13 protein-coding genes are annotated in these 12736 nt (G+C 60.2%); 2 read left to right on the forward strand and 11 right to left on the reverse strand.

The window, feature by feature from the left end; translation table 11 throughout:
* Positions 1–20 precede the first annotated feature (20 nt).
* Positions 21–503, forward strand: a complete 483-nt coding sequence (locus tag IPM54_20085) for a hypothetical protein (protein MBK9262090.1) — start codon at positions 21–23, stop codon at positions 501–503.
* Between the two features lie 357 nt (positions 504–860).
* On the opposite strand, the gene IPM54_20090 is transcribed toward IPM54_20085, so the two are convergent.
* From IPM54_20090 to IPM54_20105, 4 genes are all read right to left on the reverse strand, one after another.
* Positions 861–1304 (reverse strand): NUDIX hydrolase, encoded by a 444-nt coding sequence (locus IPM54_20090; protein MBK9262091.1) that lies wholly within the window; start codon positions 1302–1304, stop codon positions 861–863.
* A complete protein-coding gene (locus tag IPM54_20095) occupies positions 1301–2944 on the reverse strand; it encodes a transglutaminase domain-containing protein (GenBank protein MBK9262092.1) in 1644 nt (547 codons plus the stop codon). The genes IPM54_20090 and IPM54_20095 overlap by 4 nt, the downstream gene beginning before the upstream one ends.
* A gap of 51 nt (positions 2945–2995) precedes the next feature.
* The gene (gene pcnB, locus IPM54_20100) at positions 2996–4306 is read right to left on the reverse strand and encodes a polynucleotide adenylyltransferase PcnB (protein MBK9262093.1); all 1311 of its coding nucleotides are present in this window, start codon (positions 4304–4306) and stop codon (positions 2996–2998) included.
* A 108-nt stretch (positions 4307–4414) separates the two neighbouring features.
* On the reverse strand, positions 4415–5311 hold the full coding sequence (locus IPM54_20105; GenBank protein MBK9262094.1) for a serine/threonine protein kinase: 897 nt from the start codon (positions 5309–5311) through the stop codon (positions 4415–4417).
* Between the two features lie 555 nt (positions 5312–5866).
* Here IPM54_20105 and IPM54_20110 point away from each other — a divergent pair.
* Positions 5867–6886: a hypothetical protein gene (locus IPM54_20110; protein ID MBK9262095.1), complete on the forward strand. Its 1020-nt coding sequence runs from the start codon at positions 5867–5869 to the stop codon at positions 6884–6886.
* Between the two features lie 178 nt (positions 6887–7064).
* On the opposite strand, the gene IPM54_20115 is transcribed toward IPM54_20110, so the two are convergent.
* The 7 genes from IPM54_20115 to IPM54_20145 all read right to left on the reverse strand — a co-directional run bounded on the left by IPM54_20115 (position 7065) and on the right by IPM54_20145 (position 12069).
* Positions 7065–7295, reverse strand: a complete 231-nt coding sequence (locus tag IPM54_20115; protein MBK9262096.1) for a hypothetical protein — start codon at positions 7293–7295, stop codon at positions 7065–7067.
* Positions 7296–7370: 75 nt separating this feature from the next.
* Entirely contained in the window at positions 7371–7562 is a 192-nt protein-coding gene (locus tag IPM54_20120) for a hypothetical protein (GenBank protein ID MBK9262097.1), read from the reverse strand.
* 66 nt (positions 7563–7628) lie between these two features.
* The gene (locus tag IPM54_20125; GenBank protein ID MBK9262098.1) at positions 7629–8252 is read right to left on the reverse strand and encodes a rhomboid family intramembrane serine protease; all 624 of its coding nucleotides are present in this window, start codon (positions 8250–8252) and stop codon (positions 7629–7631) included.
* Positions 8253–8431: 179 nt separating this feature from the next.
* The gene (locus IPM54_20130; GenBank protein ID MBK9262099.1) at positions 8432–8908 is read right to left on the reverse strand and encodes a 4-vinyl reductase; all 477 of its coding nucleotides are present in this window, start codon (positions 8906–8908) and stop codon (positions 8432–8434) included.
* A gap of 449 nt (positions 8909–9357) precedes the next feature.
* Entirely contained in the window at positions 9358–10311 is a 954-nt protein-coding gene (gluQ, locus tag IPM54_20135; protein MBK9262100.1) for a tRNA glutamyl-Q(34) synthetase GluQRS, read from the reverse strand.
* Between the two features lie 286 nt (positions 10312–10597).
* Entirely contained in the window at positions 10598–11734 is a 1137-nt protein-coding gene (locus IPM54_20140) for a Fic family protein (GenBank protein MBK9262101.1), read from the reverse strand.
* 77 nt (positions 11735–11811) lie between these two features.
* Positions 11812–12069 (reverse strand): hypothetical protein, encoded by a 258-nt coding sequence (locus IPM54_20145; protein MBK9262102.1) that lies wholly within the window; start codon positions 12067–12069, stop codon positions 11812–11814.
* Positions 12070–12736: the final 667 nt, after the last annotated feature.

The raw sequence follows: 12736 nt of genomic DNA on the forward strand, positions 1-12736 counted from the left end.
CACGGTATTCGGGGGATCACATGACCGAGCCTGACAAAAAGCGACGGCTGCCGATATTGCAAGACAAAGCGCCCGCGGACGAACCCGAAGCCGAACCGCGTCCGCCGTGGCATTGGTCGGGCATCGGCGTCGTCGCCACGTTTTTGGTATGGCTACCCATTGCAGCAGCCATTACGGCACTGAGCGCTCGGATTGCTCAGAATGCCGAATCATCGACGCTCGGCCTGGGCGTCGTGATGGTTGCGCTGCACGTATTGGGATTTTTGGTGGCGACGTTTGCAGGTGGTTTTCTCATTGGAAAATTCGGTGGAGAAGCCGGACCGCGCGAAGGAGCGGTGAGCGGCTTCGTCACGGCGGCATTCGCCGTCGCGCTTGCGGCGGGTTCACCGGTCCCAGGCGTGACGATCGTCACGTGGATCGTATTGCTTGCAATCGTGGGCGCGATCGGAGCGGCAGGCGGAATGCTCGGGGCGAGGGTCGGGAAGAGAAAACGGATTGGCTAATACGGGAAACGTAGGGTCAGCGGAAGATTGGACTTCTCGCAATCACGCCTCCCCAATCGTCACCTCCGCAAATAGCTCCCCGCCCCATCGCCAAAATGCAACCGTTCGGCTAAACAGCAGCACGACTTCGAGGCCTAGGCCACTGTCGAATTCAACGCGCCAACGACCGGGGTCGACTTCGAAGATTCGCACAATCCCACCCACTGCAATGGGCGGGCCATCCAGCCAAGAGCCCCCACGGGAATTCCAGCGCCCTTTGCACGTCGACTCGTTCGGCCACACTGCAATCAAGCCGAAAACCATGCACGCTACGCGCATGCGTCCACGTCGAACCGCAACATTCTCGCGCCGCCTCCCTTACACCATCGTCAATGCCTTCGTGGCAACTCGCACGACCGCTTCCGTCACCCCGTAACGCTCCAATTCGCCCGGCACCACGAATACAACTTCGCTCGCGTCATCCCCAGCTCGCAGCTCTCCGCCCGTCCGGAGACACACGTAATCAAGAATGACATAATGATACGGCGGCTCGATCACTTCCACGACCTCGACGAGCGGCCCCACTTGCACGACGAGCCCCGACTCCTCGAATACCTCGCGCTGCACCGCCGCCTCGATCCGCTCGCCAAATTCGAGCCGTCCGCCCGGTAGCGAAAAGCGACCCGCCATCGGCGGACGCGCTCGACGAACCAATACTATCCGCCGACAAGCCCCCGACGAATCGTCAATGACCACCGCTCCGACCGCGATTTGGGGACATTCTTTTTTTATGGAATTCGCGCCATCCGCGCCCAACGTCATTGGGTCTCACCCGGTCCACATCGTCCGCCACCCGGCGTCCGCACGATGACCTCGTATTCGCCGAGCGGCAATTCGCGCGGAACGACGACTGCGCCATCGTAAATGCCCTGCTCGTTCGTCGATAGCGACCCGACAGCCACACCCGCTGGCGCCGATGCGCTGCGCAAGAGCACGTCCACGCGTACATGCGGACACGGATTGCCACTCGCCTTGATCTGCCCGTCGAGCTTCATGGGCATACCGCGACGAACGTCCGTGCCCATTGCGCCAATCGTCACGTCCGCCGAGGTCGCATTCGGATCGATTGCCGCAGAGGACGCTGCCGGCGGTGGCATGGGCGGCGCCGCAGAAGAAGATGGCGCTGCCGTGCTGCTGCTGCTGGTCGACGTCCCATCCGGCGACGAAGCCCCTCCACCACCCGAAGTGGCCCGTGACCGATTCGCCAATTCTTGACCCGAATCCTGATTTTCCGGCCATGCATAAGGATCGTCCGGCGGATTGTGCATCGGACGATTGGGATCTTCCTGTGCGGAATCGAGGTTCGCCGAAGCGCCTCCAAGATCGATACGATGCCAAATCGTTCCGTCGTACACTTCGACCCAAGCGTGCGCTTCGTTGACGATCATTCTCGCCGGAATGCCAATGTTCAAGGCAGTCACGAGAAACGCAAAGGAACGATGGCGACACACGCCCTTTTTGGACAATGCCAAATCCAAGTAAATATCGGAATTTTCACGGAGTGGCGCGTCCGTTGGCTCGAATGAACGGAAGTAATCGACCATTTTTTCGACCACGTCACGCGCACTCATGGACGTCGAAATATCAATGGCCTTGGCAACCTGCTGAAATGCCGCGCGATGCGTCGCCGGCTGAGGCGGTACGAGCGGCGCCAAGCGTTGCCAGCGAACATCCGCAAATGCACTGCCAAACGTGCGACGTAATATGGCCAGCTCCACCACGAGCCGAATGTCTTTCCGAGTGGGCGATTTGACAAACCAGTTGTCGGCTCCGTCCCGCAAGACTTTGATATCCGTTTCGGGATTCGAATGCATGCGCAAGAGCCGAGCATCCGGGCCGACGCTCGGAATACGCACAGGCTCGTTCGGCACGAGCGCCACGGAAAAGTCACCATAAAAAGGTTCCTCGTCCGTGCCAATCACTCCACCCACGGGCACCACACTCAACGACTTGTTACGCACCGCGAGCGTGTAATCGTCGAGCACCGTGTCGAATGCTCGCAGCCGCTTGAACGGCGTCGTCGAAGGAATGAACGGGTCCTCGTAATTCTCGACGTTCGGACGACGCGTGTCGCGATCCGGCTCGTACGTCGAATCGGGACTGTCGTCGACGGTCGTGCCGCCATACAAGCTGCGCGCATCCGGCGGACGACGCGGATCAGGCGCCGTCGCTATGCCGCTCGGCGTCTTCACTGCCGCATGCAAGTTGCCGTCGATCGTCGTCGTGGCAAACGACAGATCCTCCGCCGCATCTTCCGGGACAAACTCGTGCAGGATCGAGCTCTGCGCATCGACCACGCCGCTCGACGCCACCACCGCCGCCATGAGAAACGGAGCCAGCGCACCGGAAGGTCGAAGCCACCGGCGACGTGAACGCGTCATCGACGAAGAGCCTGCGGACATGTCAGACTTGCAGTGAAACACGAAGCGCTCGAAAGTTCCACGCAAGCTCGCTCATCCACCACCACCACCACCGCGACGGTGATGCGTTCGCCGCGGCGCCGGGGGCGCGTCGTTCTGTCGAGGCGCCGCTTGCCCGCGGTGCGACGAGCTGCGGTACCGCTCCAGCACCTCCGTGGGCTTGCGCCGTGCGACGAGATCCGCGTACGTGACCTCCACCGCCGCGTCGAACATGTCCGTGCGCGCGAAGCGACCAGGACGCCCCGTCACGAGCCGCGGCATCACCGCGACGATGCGACGAATGTTGTCGACATACCGCCGCGACAGCGAGAGTCGATCGACGAGAGGCTCGAGGAAATCCGCCACCGCCGTAGCTCGATCACGCGCTCCTTCACATGCTTCCTGCATCGGTTCGAGCAAGAGGAGCGTCCAGAGCACGCTGTCATCGAGCGGCCCAACTTCCGTCGTGCGCTTGTCGATGTAATCGAGCAGGCGCCACTGACGCGCCGACGGACCATCCTCGGCACCTTCGTCGTACAGCAGCGACGACAGCTCGGGCAGCAGCACATCGAGCACGCCGGTCTCCCACGCGAGGTAAATGGTGCGCCGCGCTTGGCCGCCGCGAAGCAGCCGCAGAATCTCTTCGGACACGCGCGGACGTGCAGCGAGCGCCAGCGCTTCGCGGCAAAATACGATCGCATCGTAGACGTCGGGCGTAATGGCAAACCCGAGTCGTCCGGCAAACTTGAGCGCGCGCAGAATGCGGATCGGATCTTCGCGAAAGCGCGTCTCCGGATCGCCGATCGTGTGCACGACACGCCGCTCGACGACGTCCTCCATGCCGCCGCACCAGTCGAGGATCTGCCTTGCTTCGAGGTCGTAGAAGAGCGCGTTCATCGTGAAGTCGCGCCGCATTGCATCTTCGCTCGCCACACCGAACACGTTGTCGCTGCGTATGAGCAGCTCGGACGAGTCATCCCCTTCGTCCTTCGGATTGCGGCGAAACGTCGCGACTTCGATGACCTTGCCGCCCTGAAACAACACGTGCACCAGCCGGAATCGCCGACCGATGATCCGCGAGTTGCGGAACAAGTCGCGCACTTCCTCGGGCCGAGCGCTCGTGGCGACGTCGAAATCTTTCGGCTGACGCCCGAGCAGCAAGTCACGCACGCAGCCGCCCACGAGGTACGCTTCGTGGCCGTGACGCGTGAGCCTTCGGACGACCTTCTGCACATCCATGTCGATGTGCTCGAACGTCACGTCGTGCCGCGTAGGCGCAGGAAAGCCCACGGTGTATCGCGGCTCGAGATCGGCCTCGTACAAGTCAGTCGTAGTCGTTACTGGTGAGAGGGCCGTTCGACCCATGGCTTCCATGCGGCTCTTCCCCGGCCTGGGCCGCCCATCGAGGATTCATTCGCGTCTAGCAGGGGATGGCCTCGGGGGCAAATGTCCAGCGCTCGAGTGTTTCATGGATTACGCGATTAGTGCGCCAAGCGCTCGCCCTTCGGGGGTCGTTCGCAAGGCTTCCGCCATTTCCAGTGCCGAAACGTACCGCCTAGAAGAATCCTTGCTGAGCGCCTTGTGCACGACATCGCCCAGCTCGTTCGACCCTCGCACGAGCTGCGGAGGCTCTTGTCGCACGTGCTTTTGCGTCACGACATCGCGCGGGCCTTCGAAGGGCGGCGCGCCCGAGAGCATCTCGTAGAGCACGATTCCAAGCGCATAGATGTCGGCCGACGGACGACCGACATCGCCAAACGCTTGCTCGGGCGACATGTACTCGGGTGTGCCCACGGCCGTTTGCGAGAGCGTGAGACGACCGGAGAACACCTCGCCCGGATCGTCATCGATCCATGCGAAGCCGAAGTCGAGCAGCTTCACGTGTTCACGTCCGTCCGCGGCATGCACGAGGAACACGTTTTCCGGTTTGAGGTCACGATGCACGACGCCTGCGGCATGCGCTGCTGCGAGGCCTTTGGCGATGCCGATGGCGATGCCGACGGCGCGCAAAGGTGCCAGGCACTTGGACAAGTCGAGCGTATCTGCAAGGTCGAGGCCCTCGAGGAGCTCGGCCACGAAGTAGGGCAAGCCATCGGGCAGCTCGCCATGGTGGTGCATCGCGAGCACGTGGGGATCGTGAATGCGCGTGGTCGCTTGGATTTCGCGTGCGAACCGCGCGCGCAGCATGCCGTTTTCCACGTGCTCGGGCCGCAGCACTTTGACTGCAAAACAAGGCTTCACGCGACCACGTGCGCGCACGTCTTCGGCGACGTACAACTGCCCCACGCCGCCCGTCGCGATGTGCTGAACGATGCGATATCGCTCATCGAGAAGCGCACCGACGAAGGCGTCCGGCGAAGCGTCGAGCATGTGCACCACATGCTACTCGACGCGCGACGGATCCGAGCTTGCTGTTTACGGACTTCGTCCAAGCGCGCCGGATGGTGCGCGCCGCGGGCGCACGTGAGCATGTGGGCGTGGCCAAGACGAACAGTTGGGCGTCAAAGGAAATCGTGGAGCGCATGCAGGATGGGCGCGTCGGTGGCTGACGCGGGCGCGGGGCAGGTGCGGAAGGGAATCGTGTGCGCTCGTCGTCGATGCATAAATGAAAAAGGTTTGGCGCGACGGAACGCGATCGTGACATTGGAGCGCGCGGCCGACGTCTCAAACCGGCCACGGTACACCGAATGGACAAACCACTGAAGACGCAGCGCGCGTTGACGACGCGCGAGCATGTTCGTACGCTTCGAGCATGGCGAGCGAGCCGGATCATTCTCACAAACCCCGGACGCATCCGGTTCGCCCAGGCCGGCGCATCGAAACCCATGGCGTCGCGTTGCGGGCGTGACGACGGCCATCGTTCCCATCGCCGCGGCGCTCGGTGCCGTGTACACGTATGTGGGTTGTGCGGGGACGAGCGTGCACGTGGCAGAGGGGCTACGCGCCGACGGTGTGGCGTCGTCGAGGGCCGATGACCGTGGGAGCGAGCGAGATGCGAACGCGAACAGTGGGAGCGATGGCGCCTCAGGGGTTCAGGAGTCGGAATGCATCCCGGTTCTGGTCGATGTGCGCATTGCTGGCTCATACACTCATGATATGAGCCTCCCACCTCTCATACTCACTGGCCCTTCGCTCATTGCCGAGCATCTTGTTCCAAGCGATGGTGCACTGCAGGCCAAGCTTTGGACGACCATAACGTTTGGGCTGGCTTGGCCACCATATGCTGCTGCCTACTCGATAGAGGATCTTTGTTCCGCAGAGGAAACGCAGCCATCATATCACCGCTTTGTTTGCATAGACATCGCTGGCGAGTTGAAGACCATCGAATACCGCATCGAACAAGGTCGAACGCTCGTCATTATTGATAATGGCAAAGAAGTAGGTCGTGGGGATGGGAGTAATACGTGGTTCGTGACGCCGATGCCATCCAATGCGTGCGCGTCAATCACGACAACAATTCCGAAACGCAACTTAATCCCGCTCAAGAACGCGCACCTCAATGACAACCCATCCGAGCGCTGTCGCGACATGAATGCAACGCGGCGGAAGGTTCGGGCGACTCTGGTTCACGAGCCACTTCCCAAAGGTCATGTTTTTTATGAAATGGGAAAATTGCAGCGCACGAGCACGCCACCATACCGCTACTGTCGCGGTATCACAATGGTGCGACTCATCTTGCCCCCTGCGATTGCCCCGTCGCAGGATTTGGGACTGCTTTCGGCACAATGCGTCGAAGTATGTAATGCCTCGCGTGATGATAATCCGCGCAGCGTTGCCGCCTCTTGCTTCGAGGGTGGCAAGGTTCACGCGTATCAACTCGGTGATAGCCTTTATGTCGTCGAAGACGATCGCGTGCGGCAAGTGCCACTTCCGTGCGATGTGGATTTGGATTTTCGAATTGCCGATTTTGCTGCGCAGCTTGGTCTACCACCGCCGAGTAAATAGCGTAACGGTAACCGTACTCGTTGCTCAGCCAAGAACATGAAGTGCGCTCATGCGCGCGGCATGACCGAATGCAATATCTGGAACGAATTGATGTAGGGTGAGGGAATGCAAAAGCCAATTCAACCATATTGGATTTTGCGGCGCCGGTTGCGCGGCCAAATTGAGAATTGGCCTGATTTTACGTGCCAGCTCGCGCTTGCAGGTGGTGATTTGTGCACCGCGCAACGCTGAATCCATGACGACAACGCCAGCCGAGACGCGAGCCCGTGTACTCTCCTGCAATGGAACGCTTCGGTGAATCTCGCGCCTCGATACCCACGTACGCGTCGCCGCTGTACGTATAGAGGACCAGCGCATACCCGCCCTTGTAGCTGAGCCAAAAGGCGCTCTTGGAGTCGAGGTCGAACACTGCACCACCCCGCCGCCGCTGTCGTCGTCATCATCCACGCTTTTTGTCCCACCCCCTGCAGCCATAAGCGCTAACTTACGCGCAAGACACCACAAGAGAATTCAACGCAAAGGGGCAAAGACGCAGAGTCGCAAAGACGTGGTCTCTGCAATAGTAGGCGTGGCCATGACGAGCCTCCTCTCGCTCGCGCGTCCAGCGATCCGGGTCGAACACTTCGGGTTTTTCGCAGAACGCTGGATGCCGGTGTGTGAAGTAGGACCAAAGCATGATCGCCGTGACACTTCTCTGCCCTGGTTGAGGCACTCGAAGTCCAGCGTGTACCCACAGATGGATTCAAAAAAAGCTCTTGATCGTGCGCTCGACGCGAGCAGGCTCGAACGCGTACGTGAACATGGCCCCGTACACGGCACCGAAAAAGTGCGCGTCGTGATTGACGCCATCGCGGGCGCTGCGCGAATGCCAAGCGCTATAACCCAAATATGCCAACGCGAATACGATTCCCGGCACGGGAATGGGTAAAAACATCAAATAAAGCTTGATTCCGGGGACGAGCAGAATCGCGCTGAACATCACGGCGGCAACTGCACCGGACGCGCCGATGGAATTGTATTCTTTCTTGTTCATGTAACGCAAAGTCGTCGGAACGAATCCCAGGACCACTGCGCTGAGATACAGTGCCAAAAAGCGCACCGGCCCGAGCACGCGTAGGACGTCGTTCGCGAAAAAGTACAACGTGATCATGTTGAACGCGAGGTGCGGAAAGTCGCCGTGCAACCATCCAGCCGTGAGGAGGCGGTGGACGTGGCCGTCGTGGCGTACGCGCCAAGGGTTCAAAATCAGCGCTCGCTTGACGGAATCGGAAGACATTCCGATGAAGCTCACGACGACGATCGTCGCGATCAGGATGACGTGCACAGGCAGGGAGGCGACGATGCTTTCAAGCTGACGGGTCGGCATGATGCGGAGCACTGTATCGCATCATTGAGTCGACTTGAACCGAGTTCGAGCGCGAATCGCATGCACCAGTCGAGTATCCCCACTTACGGTGCACAGCGCGATCCATCACGATGCTCCAATTGCGAGTATCGTTCGATCGTCAATCGAGAGCATCGGATAGCGTGGAGCTGCGGGTCTCGCTACGCCAAGTCGACCGTTACCTGACAAGTCTCTTCACCGTTGGCGCCGCACTTCGTCTCGTACGCCTTCGGCCGCTTCTTGATCAGAACCTCCACGATACCAGCGACGAAACCAACCTCGAAATGGCAAATGCGCTTCGAGATGCTCGCCATGCCGGCACAAGTAATGCATTCGTCGAGATCGATGACGAGCTGTTTGTCGTCGAATCGGCGAGGAATCAGAATACCAATGCGCGAATCGCGAACGAACTGCAAGACCTCACGAAGATAGTCGTCCGTGTTCGGCCGGTAAAGCATTTGACCCGCTTCCTTGCCAAGCTCCCTGCCTCCGTTCTGAAAAACGACCGCCGCACCGCGTCCAAGCACCTCCTCGACGTAACCCGCCGTAAAGTGCCGGAAGACACGGAAAACCAATATCGGAATGTCGCTACCCAGAATCGGTCTGTCGATCTTGGCGACGTCTTGGATGAGCCCCATGAAAGCACCTTTTTGTCCTTGGATTGACCTGGATCAACTCCAACTCTGCTGTCATCCGGATCCGCGCGTTGAGCTATTCAATCATCCCGCCCATTGGATTGCAAGACAAACAGCCTCCTCCGCTTGGCACAATTTACATATCCAAAATTACAAACTTCGGAACGAAGCATCGATGCTGCCGCTCGGCTCGATTGCCTCGATGTCAGGAGAAATCTGGGTGCACCTAGGCAATAGGGGACATCGCCGAAAAGGACAAGACAAAAATATTTTTAAAATGGCAATGCGTGCGACATCCCAATTGCAAATTGCGTCAAATTTCCAACGCTCGCACAATCTGTGTTTTGCCCGTTGCACTATCCACGACGACGAGCTCTCCATCCATTCACCGTTTCGCGAAATCGCGCCGCATGCACGTCGCATTCCCCACGCGACGACTCGAAGCTTGCTGCTTACGTACTTCTTCCAAGCGCGCCCACGCGCACCGGCTGCATCGGCAACTTCGACCACTCGAGCGCTTCGGCCAGCGCTTCGAGCGGCTCGGCGCTGCCCGCGATGTCATGCCCGTACGCGCGCGCGATGGTGCGCACCAGCTCGCGTGGATCACGCCCAAACGCGCGTTGTTCGCGAATCGTCATGCCGCCATCGCGCTTGGCAAGCCTGCGGCCGTCGTCCGCAACGAGCAGCGGCACATGCGCAAACGCCGGCGGCTCGCCCCCGAGCAGCCGCGCAAGGAGCACTTGGCGCGCCGACGAGCCGGCCAAGTCTGCCCCTCGCACGACGTCCGTGATGCCCATGGCCAAGTCGTCGACGACCACGGCGAGCTGGTACGCGAAGATGCCATCACCGCGCCGCAAAACGAAGTCGCCCGTTACATCAGCGACATCGTCCGTGCGCGAGCCAAGCACGAGATCGTTTGTCGTGACGATCGAGCGCGCGTCGTGCGGCACCGCGATGCGCACCGCGGGCGGCCGCTTGAATGCGCGCGGACGCATGCCGAAGGGTCTGCACGTTCCGGAATATCGCGGTCCTTCGTCGCCGGCGTGCGGAGCGCTGGCGACGCGGGCGATCTCGGCCCTCGAGCAATCGCACAGGTACACGAGGTCATGTTTTGCAAGCTCGTCGATGGCCGCTTCGTACAGCGCTTGTCGTTGCGACTGCACGTACGGTCCCGCGGCGCCGCCGATGTCCGGGCCTTCTTGAAAACGAATGCCGAGCCAATCGAGGTCTTCGGCGATGCGTGCGGCTTGCCCTGGGATGACGCGTGGCGTGTCGATGTCTTCCACGCGCAGGACGAGCGTTCCGCGGGCTGCGAGCGCGGCAGCCGCACAAAACACCGCGGCAACGGCACTGCCGAGGTGCAGGTCGCCCGTGGGTGAAGGTGCGAATCGGCCGCGGTAGGTCATCTTTGTGGAAGTTGGTTGTACTGCATCTGCGAACAATGGGTCCACGGTTCGCTCACTCGTGGATGTGACCGTTCGGCATGGGCCAAGACGAACTGGCGGGCGTCAAGGGAATTGGCGGACCAGGTCCGCAGCGCGGCTGGTTGCCGCTACGGACAAGATACGTTGCCGCTAAATGGACAGACACCGCTCACGGAGGCGGTGAAAATCAAGCCGAAATCCCATCCTGATCCCGTCGAACACGTGGTTCAAACCACCAACAACAACGCTGACTGTTGCCGCTATTTGTTCACCCTTGTTGCCGTTCGGCGCCGATGTGGACTGCAACATCGGGAGCGAGCGACCATACGTGAACTCGTTTGGTTGCCGTGCCAGCAGGCTGGATGAGCTTTTGCTGATGCCAATTTTTCAACCATGTTCGCGCGGTTCGATCGCTAACATGCAAGCACGCAGCCACTTCGCCCGGGCCAAACGGGATCGAGGGGTCGGGAATGCGAACAAGCAGACGGCGGAACGTGCGCGGATAGCTGGCAATCGGATCCGCGAGTACGTCAGAATTCACAGCCCGAAATTGCTCGACGACGGTTTGTCGAACCTGACGTGCACTCTGGGCTAGCATTTCACTGAAATATTCGATCCATTGCGAGAGATCCGGATCCGAACGGCTTCCTTTTTCATTCGAATGATAATAATTCCAGTGAAGCCCCATCTGGAGCGCATCATAATATCCCTCGAGATTTGCGACATAGAATTCTTCCACATTCAGGAGCCCAACTGGATCGACCGCTCGTTCCTCGTTGGGTCCTCGCATCGCCCATGTCGCCAAAGCGCGGCAAGTGCGCCCGTTGCCGTCATGAAACGGGTGGATCGTCACGAATTGATACGCGAGAATTGCTGCAAAGATCCATCGCGGCAATCCCAAACCCGGACCTTGAGCCCACGCGCACAAGTCACTTATGAGCCTAGGAACATCCTCCCAAGCGGGCGGTACATAGGCAAAATGGCCCACTGTAACCGTATGCCGTCGATACTCGCTTTGTTCTCGAGGCCGTCCGGGAGAGGAACCTCGCATGATGAGCGCGTGCAAGCGGCGAATAAATTCCTCGTCACAAACACTTCCGGCGCATTGATCGACATATTCGAGCGCTTGGAAGTAGTTGCGAACCTCCTCGGCGGCGCCAGCTTTGGAGCGCGTCGGGTCTGCCAATGCCTTGTCCGCAATGACGTGTTCGGCTTCTTCGAGCGTCAATGTGCGATTTTCAATCCACGTGCTGTTATGCGCAACGCGCACGCGAGCGTCGTGCCGGAGACGTCGCTCGACCGCAAGAGGAAGTGGCAGAACGGAGACCACAGTTCGGTAGGCGCCGACTTCTTCTGCGGCTTGGACAATCGAGCCCGTATAGCTGAAACGAGGCGAATAGGCCATGGCAATCACGATTTCGATGTTGTGTGTTTACATCAAGTCATCGGGGATAGACTACGGGTGCGAGCGCTGCGAGAGCACTATCGGGTGGTGATCGCATGACGGGCCCTGTCGATGAGGCGTTTGACAGGAATGTGGTGGTCGAGGTCTTCCGCTTGCGCGTCCTTTTGCGGAAATCCGGGCGAAACCTGGAGCGCATGATCGTAGAGCGACAGCGCGAGCTTACGCGATGCTTGCCAACCCAATGTTCGGTAACTCTCGGCGCGTTGGTCTTCCTCGAGCCGCTCGAGCAAGGCCCAATCACGCTTGACGAACGCACGAATGTCGTCTGATGTCATGGCTCCTCCAACGATACCACAATACGTCGGCAGATGCGGTGGCTGAACACGTGTTCGCACAGCCGCGGCTAGGCTCGACGAAGACGAGCAGCCGGGCGTCAAAGGAAATTGGCGCACCTCGTCCGCAGCCCGTCGGGTTGGACCAGGCGCCTTGCGGACGAGCGCTCCGCGCGCGGCGAGCGCGGCGGCTGCACAAAACATGGCGGCGACGGCACTGCCAAGATGCAGGTCGCCCGTGGGGGATGTGGGCGGGCACTTGAAGGCGAAGTTTTGAGCGCGTGGAGCTCTTTCAATCTCGCAAGCGAAGTCTGAGAGGATGTCCCCAATTCGCTCGCCATGGCCCAGCCTCCCTCCGCGTCGGGCAATCGTGGACACTCGAGTGGACCCTTTGCGACACCATGCTTGCGTCGACGCAAATCGACCTCGACCGCTTGCGGCAACACATTTGCACCGGCGCAAAGGACCTCGCACACGTCGCGCAGCCTGATTTGCACGCGCGCGAGCGGTGGCGCCACGGGTGCGCGATGGTGTTTGCGTCGGTGCAAAAGACCGCCCTTCGAATTGCGGCGACCCATTTGCACGCGTGCAAATCAGCTTGCCATGTGTGTGCACGGTGATTTGCGCCGACGCAAGGAATGCGCCTAGCGGTGCCGATGCCTTTTGCGCG

It is taken from the genome of Polyangiaceae bacterium, from assembly GCA_016715885.1.
In the GTDB taxonomy this organism is placed as follows: Bacteria; Myxococcota_A; Polyangia; order Polyangiales; family Polyangiaceae; genus Polyangium.

Excerpts from the sequence above, each read along its gene's own strand:
- pcnB (MBK9262093.1), bottom strand. The coding sequence starts at position 4,306 with ATGGGTCGAACGGCCCTCTCACCAGTAACGACTACGACTGACTTGTAC.
- IPM54_20140 (MBK9262101.1), bottom strand. The coding sequence starts at position 11,734 with ATGGCCTATTCGCCTCGTTTCAGCTATACGGGCTCGATTGTCCAAGCC.
- IPM54_20095 (MBK9262092.1), bottom strand. The coding sequence starts at position 2,944 with ATGTCCGCAGGCTCTTCGTCGATGACGCGTTCACGTCGCCGGTGGCTT.
- IPM54_20085 (MBK9262090.1), top strand. The coding sequence starts at position 21 with ATGACCGAGCCTGACAAAAAGCGACGGCTGCCGATATTGCAAGACAAA.
- IPM54_20125 (MBK9262098.1), bottom strand. The coding sequence starts at position 8,252 with ATGCCGACCCGTCAGCTTGAAAGCATCGTCGCCTCCCTGCCTGTGCAC.
- IPM54_20090 (MBK9262091.1), bottom strand. The coding sequence starts at position 1,304 with ATGACGTTGGGCGCGGATGGCGCGAATTCCATAAAAAAAGAATGTCCC.
- IPM54_20105 (MBK9262094.1), bottom strand. The coding sequence starts at position 5,311 with ATGCTCGACGCTTCGCCGGACGCCTTCGTCGGTGCGCTTCTCGATGAG.
- IPM54_20130 (MBK9262099.1), bottom strand. The coding sequence starts at position 8,908 with ATGGGGCTCATCCAAGACGTCGCCAAGATCGACAGACCGATTCTGGGT.
- gluQ (MBK9262100.1), bottom strand. The coding sequence starts at position 10,311 with ATGACCTACCGCGGCCGATTCGCACCTTCACCCACGGGCGACCTGCAC.
- IPM54_20145 (MBK9262102.1), bottom strand. The coding sequence starts at position 12,069 with ATGACATCAGACGACATTCGTGCGTTCGTCAAGCGTGATTGGGCCTTG.
- IPM54_20120 (MBK9262097.1), bottom strand. The coding sequence starts at position 7,562 with ATGCTTTGGTCCTACTTCACACACCGGCATCCAGCGTTCTGCGAAAAA.